Origin of the sequence: Burkholderia lata, assembly GCF_902499025.1 — a bacterium.
In the GTDB taxonomy this organism is placed as follows: domain Bacteria; phylum Pseudomonadota; class Gammaproteobacteria; order Burkholderiales; family Burkholderiaceae; genus Burkholderia; species Burkholderia lata_C.
In genome coordinates this window covers 46,367-64,161 of record NZ_CABVPW010000003.1, presented here as the reverse complement: position 1 = coordinate 64,161, position 17,795 = coordinate 46,367, and the positions used below count along the sequence as shown (strand labels likewise).

Genomic DNA, 17,795 nt, shown 5'->3' with positions numbered 1-17,795 from the left:
CGGACACCGGGCTCAGGTGCCCGAGAAGCCGCCCGCGAGCCGCTCGCGCAGGTGCCGCACGAGCGCACGCACCGCGCTCGGCACGACCGGGCTGTACGGGCGGATCGCGAAGATGTGGTCGCCGAACGCGCCCGACGGCCGCCAGCCGTCGAGCAGCGCGACGAGCCGGCCGGCGTCGAGATCGCGCTGCGCGCTGAAATCCGGCAGCAGCGCGATGCCGAGCCCGCCGAGCGCGGCCTCGCGCATCGCCTCGCTGTTGTTTGCCGCGAAGCTGCCGCGCACCGGCACGCTCACCCGCTCGCGCCGCCGGCCGTCCGGCTCGAAGCTCCACGCGGCCGGTTCGTTGTCGCGCAGGTAGCACAGGCAGCTGTGCTCGACGAGTTCGCTCGGGTGCCGCGGCGCGCCGCGCGCGTCGAGATAGTCGCGGCTCGCGACGAGCAGCGAGCGCGTGTCGCACAGCTTCCACGCGACGTGAGTCTGCGGCGCGGTAGTCGTATGGCGGATCGCGAGATCGAAGCCCTCCTGTGTCAGCGAATGCAGCCGGTCCGACAGGTCGAGCTCGATCTGCACGCCCGGATGCTGGCGCAGGAAATCGGGCAGGTGCGGCACGACCTGCTGGCGCCCGAGCGCGACCGGCACCGTCACGCGCAGCAGGCCGCGCGGCTCCCCGGCCAGGTCCTTCACGCGCGCGAAGTGCTGCCCGATCGACTCGAACGCGTCGCGCGTGCTGTCGACGAGCGTCTGGCCCGCGTCGGTGAGCCGCACGCTGCGCGTCGTCCGTCGCACGAGCGGCACGCCGGCGGCCTTTTCGAGATCGGCGATGCGCTGGCTCATCGCGGCCTTGCTGATGCCGAGCCGCTGCGCGGCAGCCGTGAAACTGCCGGCTGCGGCCAGCACCGTCAGCGAATGGATATGCGGCCAGAGCGCCTGGACATTTTGCTGATTCATCCAGTGATTATTCAGAATTCTGAACAGTGAATCAAGCTGCGCGGCCTTCTCCCGCCCTGCCCGTTTGCCTAGACTTGGTGCTGTCCACCCCACCCGATCCCCAGGAGACACGATGAATCCGGTTCCCGCGTACACCTCCGACGCCGACGTCGGCCACTATGTCGACGGCGCGCCCGTCGCCGGCCGCAGCGGCCGCTTCCAGGACGTCCTCAACCCGGCGCTCGGCCGCGCGGTGCGCCGCGTGGCGCTCGCCGACGACAGCGAAGTGCAGCAGGCCGTCGCGTCGGCCCACGCCGCGTTCCCGGCCTGGGCCGCGACGCCGCCGATCCGCCGCGCGCGCGTGATGCACCGCTTCCTGCAACTGATGAACGAGCACCGCGACGCACTCGCGGCGATCATCACGGCCGAGCACGGCAAGGTGTTCTCCGACGCGCAGGGCGAAGTCGCCCGCGGCATCGACATCGTCGAATTCGCCTGCGGCGTGCCGCAGCTCCTGAAGGGCGACTTCACCGACCAGGTCAGCACCGGCATCGACAACTGGACGATGCGTCAGCCGCTCGGCGTCGTCGCGGGCATCACGCCGTTCAACTTCCCGTGCATGGTGCCGTGCTGGATGTTCCCGGTCGCGATCGCGACGGGCAACACGTTCGTGCTCAAGCCGAGCGAGCGCGATCCGTCAGCGGCGCTGTTCATCGCCGACCTGCTCACGCAGGCCGGCCTCCCCGCCGGCGTGTTCAACGTCGTGCAGGGCGACAAGGGCGCGGTCGACGCGCTGCTCGACCACCCCGACGTGCAGGCCGTCAGCTTCGTCGGCTCGACGCCGATCGCGGCCTACGTGCAGCAGCGCGCCGTGCAGTCGGGCAAGCGCGTACAGGCGCTCGGCGGTGCGAAGAACCACCTCGTCGTGATGCCCGACGCGAACCTCGAGCAGGCCGTCGATGCGCTGATCGGCGCCGCGTACGGCTCGGCCGGCGAGCGCTGCATGGCGATCAGCGTCGCGGTGCTGGTTGGCGACGTCGCGGACAAGATCGTGCCGCTGGTGGCCGAGCGCGCGCGCAAGCTGGTGATCGGCGACGGCATGTCGCCGGAAGTCGAGATGGGCCCGATCGTCACCGGCGATGCACTGAAGCGCATCGAAGGCTATATCGAGCAAGGCGTGAACGAAGGCGCGCAACTGGTGGTCGACGGCCGCGGGCTGCGCGTACCGGGCCGCGAGGCCGGCTTCTTCACCGGCGGCACGCTGTTCGACCACGTGACGCCCGACATGCGCATCTACAAGGAAGAAATCTTCGGGCCCGTGCTCGGCTGCGTGCGCGTGAAGGATTTCGGCGAAGCGGTCGACCTGATCAACGCGCACGAATTCGGCAACGGCGTGTCGTGCTTCACGAGCGACGGCGGAATCGCGCGCGAGTTCGCACGGCGCATCCAGGTCGGGATGGTCGGCATCAACGTGCCGATTCCGGTGCCGATGGCGTGGCATGGCTTCGGCGGCTGGAAGAAGAGCCTGTTCGGCGACATGCACGCGTACGGCGAGGAAGGCGTGCGCTTCTACACGCGCCAGAAGTCGGTGATGCAGCGCTGGTCGTCGAGCATCGGCAAGGGTGCCGAATTCGCGATGCCGACCGCGAAGTAACGACCCTACGGCACGCCGCCCGCCGATTTGTCACGCGGGCGGTGCGCCGGCTGGATGCGTCAGCCGGCCTGTGTGCCGTGCGCGCCGTCGGCGGTCGGCAGGTACGACAGTTCGAGCCGGTACGCGAGCGCGACGAACAAGCTCTGCGCGAGGCCCATCGTGGCCGTCAGCGCGCGGAAGCCGAATGTCGCGCTGTCCTGCACCATCAGCGTCACCTCGGCCTCCCGCGCCAGCGGGCTCATCCGGCTGTCGGTGATCGCGATCAGCCGCGCACCGCGCTGCACGGCCTGCTGCGCGACCTGCACGGTTTCCTCCGCATACGGCATGAACGAGATGACGATCATCACGTCGCCCTCGCGCACCGAGCGGATCTGCCCGAGATGCATGCTGCCGAGCGCGCTGAACAGGCCGATGCGCTTGTCGGTGTGCTGTAGCGCGTAGTCGAGGTACACGGCAATCGGAAACGCGCGCCGCGAGCCCGCGATCCAGATCGCCTGCGTGTCGGCGAGCAGGTCGACGGCCTGCGCGAGCGCCTGCGAATCGAGCGTCTGCCGCAGCTGCTGCATCCCGGCGATGCTGCCCTTGATGAATTCGTCGGCGATCTGCTCGGGCTGCAGGCTCGACGAGCCCGATTCGATCACGTCGCGCAGCCGCAGGTTGTACGCGCGCCCCGGCGTGATCTGCTGGGCGAGCCCCTCGCGGAACAGCTTCTGCATCTCGGAGAAGCCGGAGAAGCCGAAATGCTTCGCGAAGCGCACGACGGCCGACGGCTGGACGCCGCACGCCTCCGCGAGCGACTGGATGCCTTCCAGGCCAAGCTGGTCCCGATGCGTTTCCACGTGGCGCGCAATCACCTTCAGGCGATTGCTGAGGCCGTCGTACTCCTGCGTCAGATGCTGCAGGAACTGCTCGACGGTAGCGGGAGGTTTCTCGGATGAACTCATCGGATAGCGCGAAGTTGACGGCCCCGATGTGCGCGCGATACTGGCGGGCGCGGCCCGGGACTCGACTGGATACATGCATGAAGGGCGAATTTAATCACGTTTGCGGCGCGGCCCGCGCCGCGTGCTCGCTCCCACGCGCTCGATCATCACTTGCCTACGCTCCTCGGCGATACTGGAAGCGATTGTCCAACGCTCTCGCGGCGTCGTAAAGATTAGGGTGTCTACCAAGGCCGGCCGTCGGTGCGAAGCCTTGCACGACGGGCGCGCAGCGCGCCGCAGCCGGCCCGTCGCGCGCGGTTCAGCGATAGTCGACCCACACGCCGCCCGCATCGGCGGAGCGCACGCAGTTCTCGACCCAGCGCACGCCTTCCACGCCCGCGTGGACGTCCGGAAAGTGAATGCGCTTCAATGCCTCGGCATCGCCGCGATCGGCCGCATCCATCGCGAACGCGAAGCGCGCATAGAGATTCGACCAGGCCTCGAACAGCCCTTCCGGATGCCCGGCGCCGATGCGATCCTCGCGCAATGCATGCGGATGCAGATAACCCATCCCGCGATCGAGCACCTGCGCGGGTTGCCCCTGCACTTCGTAGCGCAACTGGTTCGGATGCTCGTCCCACCACTCGACGCTCGCCTTCGAGCCGATCACGCGCACCTTCTGGCTGTGCATCGAGCCCGCGTTCACCGCGCTCGACCACACGTAGCCGACCGCACCCGTGTCGTATTCCATGATCGTGAACGCGTTGTCTTCCAGCGGCGCGCGGCTCTTCACGAAGCTCTGCCGCGAACACATCAGCCGCCGGATCTTCAGTTCCGGCGCCATCACTTCGGAGATGTACAGCGGATGCGTGCCGATGTCGCCGAGCACGTAACTCGGGCCCGCGAACTTCGGGTCGACGCGCCAGCGCGCGGCCGCGCTCGCGGCCTCGACACCCTCGCTGTGGAACCCGTGCGCGAACTGCATCTGCACGATGCGGATCTCGCCGAGATCGCCGCGCGCGATCATTTCGCGCGCCTGCTCGATCATCTGGTGTCCGGAATAACCGTACGCGACACCGACAATCAGGTTCTTCTCGACCGACAGCCGCTGCAGTGCCTCGGCCTCTTCCGTCGTGAAGCACAGCGGCTTCTCGCAGACCACGTGCAGCCCCGCGTTCAGCGCGGCGCGGCAGATCTCGAAGTGCGTGTTGTTCGGCGTCGCGATCGACACCGCGCGAATGCCGTCCGGGCGGCGCGCCTCGGCATCGAACATCGTCGCGTAGTCGGGATAGCAACGCTCCGCGGCGACGCCGAGCTTCACGCCGAACTGGCGGCCGCGTTCGGGGTCGATGTCGAATGCGCCCGCAACCAGCTGGAAACTGCCGTCGCGCAGCGCGGCCGACCGGTGGCTATAGCCGATCTGACTGCCGAGCCCGCCGCCGACCATGCCCCAGCGAATCGAATGTCCAAGCAGAATCTGTCCGTCAATCATGATGATGGTGTTCCTGGTCCGTGTTCAGGGTGTGCGTGGCGCGGTGGATCATGCGAAACCGGCCGACGCGAGAAACGCGCGGCTCGCGGCGACGTCGCGCAGGCTCGTGCCGGCATTGCGCGGGTCGCGCTCCTGCTCGATCGTGATGTAGCCGGCGTAGCCGATCTCGTCGAGCGCCTGCTTGATCGACCGGTAGTCGAGCACGCCCTTGCCGATCGGGCACATCACGCCGCGCGCGCAAGCCGCGAAGAACGCGATGTGCTCGCCCATCACCGCGTCGTACACGGCCGCGTCGATGTCCTTGAAATGCACGTAGTCGAGGCGCGCCGCGTGGCGGCGCAGCCACGCCTCCGGGTCCATGCCCGAGTAGTACAGGTGGCCCGTGTCGAGACAGAGGCCGGCCGTGTCGGCCGGAATGTCGGCGACGATCCGGTCGATCTCGTCCGCGAACTCGAGGTAGCCGCCCGCATGCGGATGGATCACCGTGCGCACGCCGAATTCGTCGCGCGCGATCGTCGCGATCTGCCGGATGTGCCCGACCATCGCCGCCCAGCTTTCGTCCGACAGCCGCGGCGCGCGATCGCCGTGACCGGCCGCGTAGTCGCGTTCCTCGTGGCCCCAGTCCATCACGACGAGGTACGGCGCCGCGTAGCGCTGGCCGTCCTGCGTCGGCAGCTTCGGCAGCCGCGTGATCAGCGCGCAGATCTCGCGCGTCTGGCGCAACAGGTTCGGCAGGTTCTCCGGCGACACGAGATCGTCGAAGATCGTGCCGGCGGTGATGCTCAGGCGCTGCCGCTCGAGCTCCGCGCTCACCACGTCGAGTTCGAGCGGGATGTAGCCGTACGGCCCGAGCTCGATGCCCGAGTAGCCGGCCTGCGCGGCCTCGGCGAGCACGTGCCGCCACGGCGGCAGATGTGGATTCCTTACATCGTCGACGCCCCAGCAGCAGGGCGCACAGCCAATCTTCATCGTCATGTCGGTCGATCCGGCAGGAATGCGCAGGGTTCAGCCGCGATAGAACGCGGGACGTTCGGCCATCGCGATCGGCTCGACCGCGCCGCTCTTCTGCGCACGCACGCAGGCGTCGGCCGCGACCGCCGCCGCATAGCCGTCCCAGGCCGACGGCCCGGTGAGCGCGTGCGCCCGCACGCCGTCGATGAACGCCTGCAGCTCGACGTCGTACGACGCGATGAAGCGTTCCTTCCAGTCGGTCATGATCTCGACCGACTGCCGCGCCGCATGCTTGAGCCCCACGGCCGGCGGATCGGGCAGCTTCGCGATGCCCTGCTCGCCGACCACCTCGCACTGGATGTCATAGCCGTACTGGCAGTTCACGAAGATCTCGACGTCGATGCGCACGCCGCTCGCGGTTTCGAGCAGCACGATCTGCGGATCGGCGAGATGCGAGGACGCATGGCGCGTCTTCTTCGGATAGACGACCTGCGTGCTCACGTAGTCCTCGCCGAGCAGCCAGCGCAGCACGTCAAGCTCGTGGATCAGCGTGTCGGTGATCGCCATGTCGGTCGTGTAGCGCTCGCCGACCGACTGGTTGCGGTGCGCGCAATGCAGCATCAGCGGCGCGCCGATCTCGCCGCTGTCGATCACGCGCTTCAGCGCGCGATAGCCTTCGTCGTACGGGCGCATGAAGCCGACCTGCACGAGCCGCTTGCCGTGCGCGACTTCGGCTTCGACGATCCGCATGCAGCCTTCGGCCGTGACGGCGAGCGGCTTCTCGCAGAACACGGGCTTGCCGTGCGCGATCGCGTCGAGCACGAACGCTTCGTGCGTCGGCCCCCACGACGTGACGAGCACGGCCTGCACGTCGGCCGCCGCGACCACCTCGTGGCCGTCGCCATAGATCTCGGCGTCGAGCCCGTACTTCGTCACCGCGTCGCGCGCCTGCTGCGGATCGATGTCGTTGACGGCCACGACCCGCGCGCCGGACAACGTGCGGGTCAGTCTGCGAATATGGTCCTGGCCGATCGCACCGCAGCCGATCACGCCGATTTGCAAGGTCATCTCAAAGTCTCCAGTCGTTCATTGGCGATGCGGCACGCGCCGCACCGGTCAGCCATTCTTCAGCGCGTCGTGCGATCGAAATGACGATCGACGTAGCGCTGGATCGCGTCGCGCATGTAGCGCGACGACGCTTCCGCGCGGTCCTCCCACGCGAACACGCACGACGACATCACGCCGTCGAAGCCTGCCGCGCCGAGCGCACGGAAGAACGCGTCCCAGTCGATCTCGCCCTGCCCGATGTCGAGATGCTGGTGCACGCGGATCTGGTTCGAACCCGGCGGGTTCACGATGTAGCGCAGCTGGCTGCTCTTGCGGTGGTCGAAGGTGTCGGCCACGCGCACGTGCGCGAGGATCGGCGCGGCCTGCGCGATCATCGCGGCCATGTCGTCGCCGTAGTAGAACGTGTGCGGCGCGATATACGACAGCTTCAGCGACGGCGAGCCGAGATTCGTGACGATGTCGATCGCGGGTTGCAGCTGCTCGATCCAGTCCTCCGGATGCGGCTCGACCGACAGCACGATGCGTTCGCGCTCGAGGATCGGCAGCAGCTCGTCCATCGACCGGAACCACGCGGCTTCGCACAGTTCCTTCGGGTTCGCGCCCGGCCGTTCGCCGACCGAGCGCTCGGGCGACGCGCCGCGCCCGAACTCCGACACCATCAGCGCGCACTCCATCTCGACCGCCACCTCGATCGCCTTCTTCCAGCAGCGCACCGCCCATTGCCGCTCGTCCTCGAACGGGCTCGCCCAGCGGTACATCGGCTGCAGCGACGCGAGGCCGACGCCGCTCGCGCGCATCGCCTGCCGGAACGCGGCCATCCGCTCGCGCGTCGCGCGCGGCATCACCCACCAGTCGAGAAAGTCGCTGCGCGGCGACAGCTCGATCTGGTCGTAGCCGAGCTCGGCCACCGCGTGCGGCAGGCGGTCGAGCGGCAGGTGGCGAATCATGTAGGGGTCCAGCGCGATCTTCATCGAATGTCCTCGACGGTGGCGGATTCCGGACGAAGGCGGCGGCACGTGCCGCCCTCGCCCGGCGATGCACGAAGGGTCAGCGGCGCTTCTTCTTGTTGCGGTACTGGTCGGCGATCACGGCCGCGACGATGATCGCGCCCTTGACCATCTCCTGGTAATACGCGTCGATGCGGATGAACGTGAAGCCGGACGTCATCACGCCGAGGATCAGCACGCCGATCACGGTGCCCGTCACGCGGCCGAGGCCGCCCGACAGCGACGTGCCGCCGATCACGACGGCCGCGATCGCATCGAGCTCGTACATCACGCCCATGCCCGACTGGCCCGAGATCGCTCGCGCGGCCGTCACGGTGCCGGCGATCCCGCTCAGGAGGCCCGCGATCGCGTAGACGAAGATCAGGTGGCGCGTGACGTTGATGCCCGACACGACGGCCGCGTGACGGTTCGCGCCGATCGCATACGTGTACTTGCCGAAGCGCGTGTAGCGCAGCACGACGTGGAAGATCGCAGCGATCACGAGGAAGATGATCACCGGATTGGCGCCTGCACCGATGGCCGCGAACGGGTCGGTCAGCATCGATACCGGCATCCCGTTGGTGAACCACTTCGCGAAGCCGCGCGCGGCCACCATCGTGCCGAGCGTCGCGATGAACGGCGGGATGCCCGTCAGCGCGATCAGCGAGCCGTTCAGCAGGCCGACCAGCAGCCCGACGCACACGCCGGCCAGCACGGGCCAGATGATCGGCAGGTCGGTCAGGTGCGGAAACACCGCACGCGGGAAGTCGGACACCTGCGCGAGACTCGCCGAGACGACCGCCGCGGCGGCCACGACCGAGCCCGACGACAGGTCGATCCCGCTGGTGATGATCACGAGGTTCACGCCGACCGCGATGATGCCGATCACGGCCATCTGCAGCACGATGATCTCGAGCCGTTCGGCGTTGAACAGGAAGCTCTGGCCGACGACGATCCAGCCGACGATCTCGAAGAACAGGCTGATGCCGACGAGCACGAGGAAGATGCTCAGTTCGGGCGGCCACTTCGTGTGCCGCGCCTTGAGTGTCATGGTCTGCGCATCCGCGACCGGGTTCAGGTTGCCCATTGCTTTGTCTCCAATCTTGGTTCGGCTCAGCGCGACGCGAGATCCATGATGCGGACCTGGTCGGCGTCCTTGCGATCGACGATGCCGGTCATGCGCCCTTCGTGCATCACCATCACGCGATCGCTCATTCCCAGCACTTCCGGCATTTCCGACGAGATCATCAGCACCGCGACGCCCTTGCCGGCAAGCGCGCTGACGAGCCGGTGAATCTCGGCCTTCGCGCCGACGTCGATGCCGCGCGTCGGTTCGTCGAGGATCAGGATGCGCGGCTGCGTGAGCAGCCACCGGCCGATCAGCACCTTCTGCTGGTTGCCGCCCGACAGGTTCTGGATCTCCTCGTGCAGCCCGGGCGACTTCACGCGCAGCATCCGGCTCATTTCCTCGCAGTCGCGCTTCAGTTGCGCCTGCTGCACGAAATTGAACTTCACGTAGCGGTTGCTGAGCACCGCCGCTTCCATGTTCGCGAGCAGGTCGAGATTCAGGAAACAGCCGGTGTCCTTGCGGTCTTCGGTGAGGAAGGCCATCCCGTGCTTCATCGCCTGCGCGGGCGTCGCGATGCGCACCGGCTTGCCGTCGATCCGGATCTCGCCCGCCGTGGCCGGCACGACGCCGAACAGCGCCTCCGCGACGTTCGAGCGCCCCGAGCCGACGAGGCCGGCCACACCGAGGATCTCGCCCGCGCGCAACTCGAAGCTCACGTCGCGGAACACGCCGTCAACGCCGAGGTTCTTCACCGACAGCACGACGTCGCCGATCGGCACTTCCTCCTTCGGGAACATCTGCGTGATCTCGCGCCCGACCATCATGCGGATGATGTCGTCGCGCGTGACGTCGCTCGACGCATGCGTGCCGATGTACTTGCCGTCGCGAAACACCGAGAACTCGTCGGCGATCTCGAACAGCTCGTTCATCTTGTGCGTGATGTAGACGATGCCCTTGCCCTGCTCGCGCAGCTGGCGAATGATCCGGAACAGGTGCGTGACTTCCTTGTCGGTCAGCGCGGAAGTCGGCTCGTCCATGATCAGCACGTCGGAATCGAACGACACGGCCTTCGCGATCTCGACCATCTGCCGGCTCGCGACCGTCAGCGTGCGCACGTCGGTTTCCGGATCGATGTCGATCGACAGCCGTTCGAACAGCGCGGCCGTCTGGCGGCGCAGCGCGGCGTGATCGATCAGGCCGAAGCGGTTCGTCGGTTCGCGGCGGATCCAGATGTTCTCCGCGACCGTCATGTACGGCATCAGGTTGAGTTCCTGGTGGATCATCGCGATGCCGCGGTCGAGCGCATCGAGCGGGCCGTTCAGCACGACGGGCTCGCCGTTGATCAGGATCTCGCCCTGGTCGGGCGTGTAGACGCCCGCGATGATCTTCATCAGCGTCGACTTGCCTGCGCCGTTCTCGCCCATCAGCGCATGGACGGTGCCGCGACGCACGCGGAACTGCACGCCGTCGAGCGCGACGACACCGGGAAAGGACTTGCCGACGCCGCGCACCTCGAGCACGCAGTCGGCCGCGGAAGAAGCCGGCGGGGCCGACGAGCCGGCCGCGCCGGACGAAGCGGCCGGCGCATCGTCGCCGGCCATCGGGCGCGCGACTCTGGCTGTAAACATGGACGTACCTCGACAAGTCGTGCGCGAACCCGGTCGTGCCGGGCCCGCGCCATTCAACGGATCACCGGTCAGTGCTTCGCGTACTGGTTCATGTTCTCGGGCGTCACGAGCTCGAACGGCACGTTCACGTAGCGGTCGACGGGCTGCTTCTTCGCGAGCTTGAGCGCGGCCGCGACGGCCTGCTGCCCCTGCCCGGATGCGTTCTGGTACACCGACACCTTCAGCTCGCCGCTCTTCATCGACGCGAGGCCGTCCGGCGTCGCGTCGATGCCGGCGACGATCGTCTTCGGCGTCCACTTGCGCGCGGCCTTCAGCGCGTTGATCGCGCCGATCGCCATCTCGTCGTTGTTCGAGATGATCGCGTCGTACTTCGTGCCGGAGCTCAGCCAGTTCATCGTGATGTCCTGGCCCTGCGTGCGGCTCCACTTGCCTTCGCGCTTGTCGACGATCTTCATGCCCGCGCAATCCTTCGTCGCGATCACGTCCTCGATGTCCTTGGTGCGGGCGCGCGCCGATTCGTTGGACAGCTCGCCCATCAGCACGAGGAGGTCGCCCTTGCCGCCGAGCAGCTTGCACACCTGGCGCGCCTGCAGCGTGCCCGACTGCTTCTCGTCGGACGCGACGACCGCGACGCCGGCCGGCAGCTTGTCGAAATCGACCGGCTTGCGGTTCACGTACACGAGCGGGATCTTCGCGGCCGTCACCATCTTGGTGATCTTCGGCGTCGCGTCGGTATCGACCGCGTTCACGATGATCGCGTCGACCTTCTGCGCGATCATGTTCTGGACCTGGCTCAACTGCTTGCCGACGTCGTTGCCGCCGTCCTCGATCTGCACCGTCGCGCCGTCCTTCTTCGCTGCGTCGGTAATGCTGTTGCGCAGGATGGTCAGGAACGTGTCGTCGAACGACGCCATCGTCACGCCGATCTTCTCGGCATGCGCGAGCGGCGCAGCCAGGATCGCGGCGGCCGCGACGGCCATCAGCTTGGTCTTCATGATCAATCTGTCTCCTCATCTCCGGGGGGCGGAAGACGGCGCGTTGCGCGCCGCCGGGCCGAGTCCGATCGGGTCCGATACGGACTGAAGCATCCGGATGAAACTGTAGATCACTTCCTCGAAAATTTGGAAATTTATTTCTACGTAATTTCACCTAGGGAAATGGATTTCCAAAAAGTCTAGACTCCGTTCCGTAGCCCGATTCCTTGCGGCAGGCAGTCCCGCGTCGTGGAGTTCACGTTGCGGATCGTTACCCGAGGATCGGTCCCCTAATCCGCCGGCATCGCCGAACGCCGGCCGCGAGCGTGACACGTGATATGAGCCTGCTGAACTTTCCGAGTGACCGCCCCATCGATCTCGCCTGCCTCGGCCGCGTGGCCGTGGATCTCTATGCGCAGCAGTACGGCAGCCGCCTGGAAGACGCGCGCAGTTTCCAGATGTATCTGGGCGGCTCGTCCGGCAACGTCGCGTTCGGCGTGGCCCGGCTCGGGCTGAAGACCGCGATGATCTCGCGCGTCGGCGACGAGCAGATGGGCCGCTTCCTGCGCGAGACGCTCGAGCGCGAAGGCTGCGACACGAGCCAGCTGCAGACCGACCGCGAACGCCTCACCGCGCTGGTGCTGCTCGGGCTGAAGGATCGCGACACGTTCCCGCTGCTGTTCGTGCGCGAGAACTGCGCGGACATGGCCGTGCGCGCCGACGAGATCCGCGAGGACTTCATCGCCGGCTGCCGCGCGCTCGCGATCACCGGCACGCACCTGTCGACGCCGGGCACGCGCGAGGCGTCGCTGACCGCGCTCGGTTATGCGCGCCGCCACGGTGTCGTGCGGATCCTCGACATCGACTACCGGCCGGTGCTGTGGGGGCTGACCGCGCGCGGCGCGGGCGAGAACCGCTACGTGCCGGACGCGCAGGTGACGCGGCAGCTGCAGCAGGTGCTCGGCGAATTCGACCTGCTGGTCGGCACCGAGGAGGAATTCCTGATCGCGGGCGGCGTGCCGCACGACGTGATCGGCTCGTTGCAGGCGGTGCGCAACATCACGAACGCGACGCTGGTCGTCAAGCGCGGCGCGCTCGGCTGCTGCGTGATCGAGGGCGACATTCCCGCCCGCCTCGACGATGCACCGACCTATCTCGGCGAACGCGTCGAGGTGCTCAACGTGCTCGGCGCGGGCGACGCGTTCCTGTCGGGCCTGCTGTCGGGGCTGCTGCGCGGCCGCGACTGGGCCGAGTCGACGCGCATCGCGAACGCGTGCGGCGCGATCGTCGTGTCGCGCCATGCGTGCTCGGCCGCGATGCCGACGCCGGCCGAGCTTGCACACTGGTTCGACGGCAGCCGCAATCCGGCGGTCGACGCCGACCACACGCTCGCGCACCTGCATCGCGTGACGGTGCCGCGCCGCGAATGGGACGACCTGTGCGTGATGGCGTTCGACCATCGCAGCCAGTTCTACGAACTCGCGGTGCAGGCCGGCGCGGACGAGGCGCGGATCAAGACATTGAAGCGCCTGCTCGTGCGCGCGGTCGAACAGGTCGAGCGCGATCGCCAGATCGAAGGCCATGTCGGCGTGCTGATCGACGGCGGCGGCTACGGCAGCGACGCGCTTGCGTCGGCCACCGGGCGCGGCTGGTGGGTCGGCCGCCCGGTCGAACTGCCGGGCTCGCGGCCGCTGCGTTTCGACGAAACGCGCTCGGTCGGCTCGTCGCTCACGCACTGGCCGACCGAACAGGTCGTGAAGTGCCTCGTGCACTATCACCCGGACGACCAGGTCGACCTGCGCGTCGAACAGGAGCAGCGCGTGCTGGAACTGTGGGAAGCCACGCGCGCGAGCGGCAACGAGCTGCTGCTGGAAATGATTCCGCCGCGCGCAGTCACGCCGGCCGGCACCGAGGACGATGCGGTGCTGCGCACGATCGCGCGCTTCTACAACCTCGGCGTGAAGCCCGAATGGTGGAAGCTCACGCCGCTGAGCGCCGACGGCTGGACGCGGCTCGCCGCGCTGATCGCCGAGCGCGACCCGCACTGCCGGGGCGCCGTGATCCTCGGGCTGAACCAGCCGCTGCAATACCTCGTCGACAGCTTCCGCTCGGCGACCAACCCGATCGTCAAGGGCTTCATGGTCGGGCGCACGCTGTGGGCCGATGCATCGCTGAACTGGTTCGCCGGCCGGATCGACGACCAGGCGCTGATCGACGAAGTCGCCGGCAATTTCGCGCAGCTGGTCGACGCGTGGCTCGGCCGCCGTGCCGCGGCCGCCCGCGCTGCCGCAGCCTGACGCGACGCCCGCGATGACCCATTCCTCTTCACCGACCGACATGACCTCTACCGTGAGACTGACCGTCAGCCAGGCGCTCGTGCGCTACCTGGCCGCCCTGCGCGCCGAAGTCGTCCAGCCCGACGGCCGCACCGAAATCCTGCCGTACTGCGGCGGCGTGTTCGCGATCTTCGGCCACGGCAACGTGGCCGGGCTCGGCGAGGCGCTGCACGCGGAAAAAGACCGGCTGCCGACCTTCCGCGCCCACAACGAGCAAGGGATGGCCAACGCGGCCGTCGCATTCGCGAAAGCGAATTTCCGCCAGCGGATGATGGCCGCGACGTCGAGCATCGGCCCCGGCGCGACCAACATGCTGACGTCGGCCGCGCTCGCGCACGTCGGCCGGCTGCCGTTGTTGCTGCTGCCCGGCGACGTGTTCGTGTCGCGGCTGCCCGACCCCGTGCTGCAGCAGGTCGAGGATTTCGAACAGGGCGACGTCAGCGCGAACGACTGCTTCCGGCCGGTCACGCGCTACTTCGACCGGATCACGTCGCCCGAGCAGTTGCTCGTCGCGCTGCCGCGCGCGATCCAGGTGATGACCGATCCCGCGCAGTGCGGCCCGGTGTGCCTCGCGCTGCCGCAGGACGTGCAGACCTTCGCATACGACTGGCCCGAGGATTTCTTCGCGCCGCCGGTGATCCGGATGCGCCGGCCGCCGGCCGACGCGCTCGAACTCGCCGATGCGCTCGACGTGCTGAAGGCCGCGAAGAAGCCGCTGATCGTCGCGGGCGGCGGCGTGCTGTACAGCCAGGCGTGGGACGCGCTGCGCGCGTTCGCCGATACGCATGGCGTGCCGGTCGCCGAATCGCAGGCCGGCAAGGGCAGTCTCGCGTGGGACCATCCGCTGAATCTCGGGTCGATCGGCGTGACGGGCTCGCCTGCCGCGAACCGGGCGGCCGCGCAGGCCGACGTGGTGTTCACGGTCGGCACGCGGCTGCAGGATTTCACGACCGGCTCGCACGCGCTCTATGGCAACGCGACGCTATTGAGCCTGAACGTGCAGCCGTTCGACGCGGGCAAGAAACGCGGCCGTCAACTGGTGGCCGATGCGCGCACGGGCCTCGGCCAGCTGTCGGCCGCGCTGGCCGGCTGGCAAGCCGATCCCGCCTGGACCGCCAGCAACCGCGACCAGTCCGCCGCGTGGAACGCGCGCGTGACCGAACTCACGACGCGGGTGCCGAAGGACACGCTCCCGTACGACGCGGAAGTGATCGGCGCGGTGCGCGATTCCGCAACCGACGCGGGCCGCGACAGCGCGCGCGACGATCTCGTCGTATGCGCGGCCGGCACGCTGCCGGCCGAGCTGCACAAGCTGTGGCGCAGCGGTGTGCCGGGCAACTACCACATGGACTATGCGTACTCGTGCATGGGCTACGAGGTCGCGGGCGGCCTCGGCGCGAAGCTCGCGCGGCCCGAGCGCGAAGTGATCGTGATCGTCGGCGACGGCTCGTACATGATGCTCAACGCGGAACTCGCGACGTCCGTGATGCTGGGCCGCAAGATCATCGTCGTGATCCTCGACAACCGCGGCTACGGCTGCATCGAGCGGCTGCAGCTGAATTGCGGCGGCGCGAGCTTCAACAACATGCTCGACGACTGCGTGCCGGAGGGCGGCGAGCGCTCGACGATCGACTTCGCGATGCATGCGCGCGCGATGGGCGCCGAAGCCGTGCACGTGCGCGACATCGGCGAGCTGCGCAGCGAAATGAAGCGCGCCCGCGCGGCGACCAAGAGCCAGGTGCTCGTGATCGACACCACGCACCGCCGCACGACCGACGACGGCGGCGCATGGTGGGAAGTCGCGGTGCCGCAGGTGTCCGAACGCGCCGGCGTCGACGCAGCACACCATGCGTATCTCGATGCGAAGACCCGGCAGCGGCGCTGATCGCGCGCCCTGCCCACGCACCCTCCCCGCGAAAAACACATTCGAACCAAGGAACCACGCCATGAGCTGGAACGTCCGCATCGGTATCAATCCCCTGTCGTGGATGAACGACGACCTGCCGTCGCTCGGCGGCGAGACGCCGCTCGAAACGGCGCTGAAGGAAGGCGCCGAAATCGGCTACGCGGGCTTCGAGCTCGGCAACAAGTTTCCGAAGACGGGCCCCGAGCTGAAGGCGAAGCTCGCCGAATTCGGGCTCGTGTGCGTGTCGGGCTGGTATTCGGGCTTCCTCGCCGAAGTCGAATCGGGCATGAGCGACGCCGATGCGGTCGCCGCCGAGATCGAGCGCTGCCGCGCGCACATGACGAAGCTGCAGTACAACGACGTGAAAGTGGTGGTCTACGGCGAATGCGCGGGCACGATCCAGGGCAACATCGACACGCCGGTCGCGAAGCGGCCGCGCTTCGTCGACGACGAAGCCTGGCGACGCTACGCGGCACGCCTCGACGCGTTCGGCGCGCACCTGCTCGACACCTACGGGATCAAGCTTGCCTACCATCACCACATGGGCGCGTACGTCGAGTCGCCCGATGACGTCGACCGGCTGATGGCGCTGACCGACCCGGCGAAAGTATTCCTGCTGTTCGATACCGGCCACGCATATTTCGGCGGCGCGGCCGACCCGGTCACGCTGCTGAAGAAGCATGTGTCGCGCGTCGTCCACGTGCATTGCAAGGACGTGCGGCCGCAGGTCGTCACGCAGGCGCGCAACGACGGCTGGAGCTTCCTGAACGGCGTGATCAACGGCACCTTCACCGTGCCGGGCGACGGCGCGCTCGATTACGAGGCGACGCTGCACACGCTGAAGGACGCCGGCTACGAAGGCTGGCTCGTCGTCGAGGCCGAGCAGGATCCGGCCGTCGCGCCGAGCTATGCGTATGCGAAGAAGGGTTACGAATCGCTGCGCGCGATCGTCGACCGGTTGAGCGCGTAAGCGCGTGAACGGATGCGCCCTACCCTGTTGCGGAGACCCACCCCATGACGATTTCTCCCCTGCTGGTCAAGGCCTCGGCCGACCGCGAAATCTGCAACGTGACGCCCGAGACGGCCGGCTGGAAGCACGTCGGTTTCCGTGCGCTGCGCCTGAAGGCCCGCGACACCGAAACGCTCGACACCGGCGCGCGCGAGCTGTGCGTCGTCGTGCTCACGGGCACGGTGCGCGCGGACGTCGACGGTAAAACCTACGATGCGCTCGGCAAGCGCGACAGCGTCTTCGAGGATGTCTCGCCGGACGCGCTGTACGTGCCGGGCGGCAAGACGGTCACGCTGGTCGCGACGCGCGATGCGGAAATCGCGTTGTGCACCGCGCCGTACGCGAGCGGCGACAAGCCCGTGCAACGCCTCGACGGCGAACGGATGCGCCGCTCGGTACGCGGGCAAGGCACCAACACGCGCTACGTGTGCGACATCCTGATGGGCGACAACCCGGCGGCCGACCGGCTGCTCGTGGTCGAGGTCGTCACGCCGGCCAGCCATTCGAGCAGCTATCCGCCGCACAAGCACGACCGCGACGCGGCGCCTGAAGAAACGTCGCTCGAGGAAACCTATTACCACCGGATCGATCCGCCGCAGGGTTTCGCGTTCCAGCGCGTGTACACGGACGACCGCAGCCTCGACGAAGCATGCGCGGTCGAGGACCACGACGTCGTGATGGTGCCGCGCGGCTACCACCCGGTGGTCGCGCCGCACGGCTACAACCTGTACTACCTGAACGTAATGGCCGGGCCGGGCCGCGCGTGGGCGTTCAAGAACGATCCCGCGCACGAGTGGATGCTCGATGCACCGAAGCGCTGATGAAATGACGGGCCTGCGCGCGGCCCGTGACGATGCGACGCCCGGCACGCG

14 protein-coding genes are annotated in these 17,795 nt (G+C 68.0%); 5 read left to right on the top strand and 9 right to left on the bottom strand.

Features of this window, described 5'->3' with window-relative positions; translation table 11 throughout:
* Positions 1 to 12 precede the first annotated feature (12 nt).
* A complete protein-coding gene (locus BDI24065_RS03505) occupies positions 13 to 948 on the bottom strand; it encodes a LysR family transcriptional regulator (RefSeq protein WP_175030034.1) in 936 nt (311 codons plus the stop codon).
* Between the two features lie 112 nt (positions 949 to 1,060).
* On the opposite strand from BDI24065_RS03505, the gene BDI24065_RS03500 reads away from it, so the two are divergent.
* The gene (locus BDI24065_RS03500; protein ID WP_175030033.1) at positions 1,061 to 2,581 is read left to right on the top strand and encodes a CoA-acylating methylmalonate-semialdehyde dehydrogenase; all 1,521 of its coding nucleotides are present in this window, start codon (positions 1,061 to 1,063) and stop codon (positions 2,579 to 2,581) included.
* 59 nt (positions 2,582 to 2,640) lie between these two features.
* Here BDI24065_RS03500 and BDI24065_RS03495 read toward each other — a convergent pair whose 3' ends face one another.
* The 8 genes from BDI24065_RS03495 to BDI24065_RS03460 form a co-directional block, all read right to left on the bottom strand.
* Positions 2,641 to 3,525 (bottom strand): MurR/RpiR family transcriptional regulator, encoded by an 885-nt coding sequence (locus tag BDI24065_RS03495; protein ID WP_175030032.1) that lies wholly within the window; start codon positions 3,523 to 3,525, stop codon positions 2,641 to 2,643.
* A 298-nt stretch (positions 3,526 to 3,823) separates the two neighbouring features.
* Complete coding sequence (locus BDI24065_RS03490) at positions 3,824 to 4,996, bottom strand: Gfo/Idh/MocA family protein (protein WP_175030031.1); 1,173 nt, start codon at positions 4,994 to 4,996, stop codon at positions 3,824 to 3,826.
* A gap of 48 nt (positions 4,997 to 5,044) precedes the next feature.
* On the bottom strand, positions 5,045 to 5,971 hold the full coding sequence (locus BDI24065_RS03485) for a TIM barrel protein (protein ID WP_175030030.1): 927 nt from the start codon (positions 5,969 to 5,971) through the stop codon (positions 5,045 to 5,047).
* 30 nt (positions 5,972 to 6,001) lie between these two features.
* Complete coding sequence (locus BDI24065_RS03480) at positions 6,002 to 7,015, bottom strand: Gfo/Idh/MocA family protein (protein ID WP_174912796.1); 1,014 nt, start codon at positions 7,013 to 7,015, stop codon at positions 6,002 to 6,004.
* 59 nt (positions 7,016 to 7,074) lie between these two features.
* Entirely contained in the window at positions 7,075 to 7,986 is a 912-nt protein-coding gene (locus BDI24065_RS03475) for a sugar phosphate isomerase/epimerase family protein (protein ID WP_175030029.1), read from the bottom strand.
* A gap of 76 nt (positions 7,987 to 8,062) precedes the next feature.
* Positions 8,063 to 9,088: an ABC transporter permease gene (locus tag BDI24065_RS03470; RefSeq protein ID WP_175030028.1), complete on the bottom strand. Its 1,026-nt coding sequence runs from the start codon at positions 9,086 to 9,088 to the stop codon at positions 8,063 to 8,065.
* A gap of 26 nt (positions 9,089 to 9,114) precedes the next feature.
* A complete protein-coding gene (locus tag BDI24065_RS03465; RefSeq protein WP_175030027.1) occupies positions 9,115 to 10,698 on the bottom strand; it encodes a sugar ABC transporter ATP-binding protein in 1,584 nt (527 codons plus the stop codon).
* Between the two features lie 68 nt (positions 10,699 to 10,766).
* The gene (locus tag BDI24065_RS03460; protein WP_175030026.1) at positions 10,767 to 11,693 is read right to left on the bottom strand and encodes a sugar ABC transporter substrate-binding protein; all 927 of its coding nucleotides are present in this window, start codon (positions 11,691 to 11,693) and stop codon (positions 10,767 to 10,769) included.
* 317 nt (positions 11,694 to 12,010) lie between these two features.
* On the opposite strand from BDI24065_RS03460, the gene BDI24065_RS03455 reads away from it, so the two are divergent.
* The 4 genes from BDI24065_RS03455 (at position 12,011) to iolB (ending at position 17,744) form a co-directional block, all read left to right on the top strand.
* On the top strand, positions 12,011 to 13,969 hold the full coding sequence (locus BDI24065_RS03455; protein ID WP_175030025.1) for a bifunctional 5-dehydro-2-deoxygluconokinase/5-dehydro-2-deoxyphosphogluconate aldolase: 1,959 nt from the start codon (positions 12,011 to 12,013) through the stop codon (positions 13,967 to 13,969).
* 40 nt (positions 13,970 to 14,009) lie between these two features.
* A complete protein-coding gene (gene iolD / locus BDI24065_RS03450) occupies positions 14,010 to 15,893 on the top strand; it encodes a 3D-(3,5/4)-trihydroxycyclohexane-1,2-dione acylhydrolase (decyclizing) (protein WP_175030024.1) in 1,884 nt (627 codons plus the stop codon).
* A 61-nt stretch (positions 15,894 to 15,954) separates the two neighbouring features.
* Positions 15,955 to 16,884: a myo-inosose-2 dehydratase gene (gene iolE / locus BDI24065_RS03445; protein WP_175030023.1), complete on the top strand. Its 930-nt coding sequence runs from the start codon at positions 15,955 to 15,957 to the stop codon at positions 16,882 to 16,884.
* Positions 16,885 to 16,928: 44 nt separating this feature from the next.
* A complete protein-coding gene (iolB, locus tag BDI24065_RS03440) occupies positions 16,929 to 17,744 on the top strand; it encodes a 5-deoxy-glucuronate isomerase (RefSeq protein WP_175030022.1) in 816 nt (271 codons plus the stop codon).
* The last annotated feature ends 51 nt before the right edge of the window (positions 17,745 to 17,795 follow it).